This window comes from Sulfitobacter sp. HI0129, assembly GCF_001635395.1.
Lineage (GTDB): Bacteria > Pseudomonadota > Alphaproteobacteria > Rhodobacterales > Rhodobacteraceae > Sulfitobacter.
Genome location: NZ_LWGH01000492.1, coordinates 1 through 2670, shown reverse-complemented (window position 1 = coordinate 2670; position 2670 = coordinate 1). Strand labels below are relative to the sequence as shown.

At 66.9% G+C, this 2670-nt stretch carries 3 protein-coding genes and 1 pseudogene; all 4 read left to right on the top strand.

Translation table 11 applies throughout. The annotated features are described in order from the left end of the window. Positions 1–23 precede the first annotated feature (23 nt). Positions 24–845, top strand: coding sequence for a uracil-DNA glycosylase (locus A3764_RS13485; protein WP_330220469.1), 822 nt, complete (start codon positions 24–26; stop codon positions 843–845). Beyond that, positions 838–1452: a LysE family translocator gene (locus tag A3764_RS13480; RefSeq protein ID WP_067920045.1), complete on the top strand. Its 615-nt coding sequence runs from the start codon at positions 838–840 to the stop codon at positions 1450–1452. The genes A3764_RS13485 and A3764_RS13480 overlap by 8 nt, the downstream gene beginning before the upstream one ends. Further along, positions 1449–1991 (top strand): molybdenum cofactor biosynthesis protein B, encoded by a 543-nt coding sequence (gene moaB / locus A3764_RS13475; RefSeq protein WP_067920047.1) that lies wholly within the window; start codon positions 1449–1451, stop codon positions 1989–1991. The genes A3764_RS13480 and moaB overlap by 4 nt, the downstream gene beginning before the upstream one ends. A gap of 119 nt (positions 1992–2110) precedes the next feature. After that, a pseudogene (locus A3764_RS13470) lies at positions 2111–2670 on the top strand (biotin/lipoyl-binding protein); the annotation flags it as partial.

Genomic DNA, 2670 nt, shown 5'->3' with positions numbered 1-2670 from the left:
GGCGCAGGGCGTAGTGTGCCCCCATGAAGATGGAATCGGCGGAACGATACGCAGCACTCGCGCTGCTGGAATGGCAGATCGAGCTCGGCGTGACCGAGGCGATTTGCGATACGCCCGTGGACCGATTTGCGCTGCCCGCCGCCATGGATGCGCCGGGGCTTGCACCTTCCGCCGCACATGCAGGGGCTGGGGGAGATGCCCAGAAACAACCCCTCGCTTCGCCGGTCGTGCAACGGTCGGCGCAGACCGATCCTGTTGCAGCGGCCGAACGCGCGGCGGCAGCGGCACAATCGCTCGATGACCTGCGCCAGACCATCGCGGATTTCCCCCATTGCGACCTGCGCCGCGGGGGGCGGAGCCTCGTTTTCGGCGACGGTATCGCGGGGGCACCGCTGATGGTGCTGGGCGAAGCTCCGGACAAGGAGGAGGACCGCACCGGCACCCCCTTTGCCGGGCAGGCCGGGGTGCTGCTCGATCGTATGCTGGCCGCGATCGGGCGCGGGCGCGCCGATGAAGAGGCGCCGGTATATCTGGCCACGGCCTTGCCCTGGCGCCCCCCGCAGGGGCGGGAGCCGAAGCCCGGGGAAATCGCCATGCTGCGCCCCTTCCTTCTGCGGCATGTGTCGCTGGCAAAGCCCAAGGTGCTGGCAGTGATGGGAAACGGCGGCTGTCAGGTGCTTTTGGGGCGGCGCGGCGTCGCCCGCCTGCGGGGGAACTGGACCGAAGCCGCCGGGGTGCCGACCCTGCCCATGTACCATCCCGGCTATCTGTTACGGTATCCCGAATTTAAACGCGATGCATGGGCAGACCTGCAGGCGCTCCAAAGGAAACTGCGCGATGGTTGATCCGGTCACTCTGCTTGCCTTCATCCCGGCGGGGCTTGCGCTGAATCTGACGCCGGGGGCCGACATGATGTTCTGCCTCGGGCAGGGGCTGCGCTCCGGCGCGCGGGGCGCCATCGCGGCAAGCGCGGGCGTGGCGGCGGGGCTGATGGTGCATGTGGCGCTTGCCGGGCTGGGCCTCGGTGCCGCCATCGCCGCCGTGCCATGGGCCTTCGATGCGATCCGCTGGGCGGGCGTTGCCTATCTGCTCTACCTCGCGGTTCAGGCGTTGCGGGGCGACGATACGACGGCGCGCATCAGTACGACGCAGGGGGCGTGGCGCGCGTTTCGCACCGGGTTTTTCGTCAATCTGACCAATCCGAAGGTCATCCTCTTTATCCTCGCCTTCGTTCCCCAGTTCGTCATTCCGGAGGCGGGTTCCGTGCTCGGGCAGTTTCTCGTGTTCGGTGCGCTGCTTGCTTTCGGGGGGTTGATCGTCAACGGTCTTGTCGGGCTATTCGCCAATGGCCTTGGTCGGCGGCTCGCACAGGGTGGGCGTGTTGTACGTTGGATTACCGCCGGGGTCTTTGCCGCCCTCGCTGCCCGACTAGCCGTTTTGGAGAGAACATGAGCCGCATCGATGAAACCCTAGACTTCGTTCCGGTCCGCATTGCCGTCCTCACCGTGTCGGACACCCGCGACCTGTCACAGGACCGGTCCGGCGACGTGCTGGCCCAACGGATCGAGGCGGCGGGGCATCACCTGGCGGAGCGCCTCATTTTGCGCGACGAACGCGATGAGATCGCCGCACAACTGCGCGAGTGGTGCGCGAACCCGGAAATCGACGTGGTGATCAGCACCGGCGGCACCGGCCTGACCGGACGGGATGTCACCGTCGAGGCGCACCGGGATGTCTACGAAAAGGAGATCGACGCCTTTTCCACGGTATTCACCATCGTTTCCATGCAAAAAATCGGGACGAGCGCCGTACAGAGCCGCGCGACAGCGGGGGTGGCGCAGGGAACCTATCTCTTCGCCTTGCCGGGCAGCCCCGGTGCCTGCAAAGACGCGTGGGATGAAATTCTGCAGCGGCAGCTGGATTATCGGCACCGTCCCTGCAACTTCGTCGAGATCATGCCGCGGCTTTCCGAACACCTTCGGCGCAAGTAACCGGGGCAAAGCGCCCCGAACCCGCGACGGAAAGGCAGGTTGCCTGCGTATCAGGGGCGGCTTTATACTTGGCGGCGCCCGCCTAGATTGTCGGGCGACGCTTGCATGGCGGGGATCCGATGCGGTTTCTGAGAAAAACGATGGTCGGCCTGTTTCTGGCGGCGCTGACCCTGGGATTGCTGATCTTCGCGGCGCAACTGCTGCGCGGCGCGGTGCAATCGCGCATGGCGGACGAAGGCGTTTCGCCCCCGGCGCGGGAGCGGGTCTTTACCGTCAACGTGGTCCGCGCTGAATCCGATACCGTTGTTCCGGTGCTCGAAACATTCGGCGAGATCCAGAGCCGCCGGATGCTGGAACTGCGTGCCCCCGTGGGCGGGCGCGTGGTGGACCTCGCCCCCGGGTTCGAGGATGGCGGCACGGTTCGAGAGGGCGAGGTTCTGGTGCGCATCGATCCCGTGGAGGCGCAGAGCGCCGTGGACAGCGCCGAAGCCGATCTGGCGGATGCGCGCGCCGAAGAACGTGATGCCGCGCGCAACCTCGCGCTGGCGCGGGACGAACTGGCCGCGGCAGAGGAACAGGCGGTCCTGCGCACGCGCGCCTACGAACGGCAGCGCGATCTGGCGGAACGCGGGGTGGGCACCGCTACGGCCACTGAAACCGCGGAACTGGCCGCCTCTTC

What these genes read in the sequence shown, in the direction of transcription:
- A3764_RS13480 (WP_067920045.1), top strand. Translation starts at nt 838, where the DNA reads ATGGTTGATCCGGTCACTCTGCTTGCCTTCATCCCGGCGGGGCTTGCG.
- moaB (WP_067920047.1), top strand. Translation starts at nt 1,449, where the DNA reads ATGAGCCGCATCGATGAAACCCTAGACTTCGTTCCGGTCCGCATTGCC.
- A3764_RS13485 (WP_330220469.1), top strand. Translation starts at nt 24, where the DNA reads ATGAAGATGGAATCGGCGGAACGATACGCAGCACTCGCGCTGCTGGAA.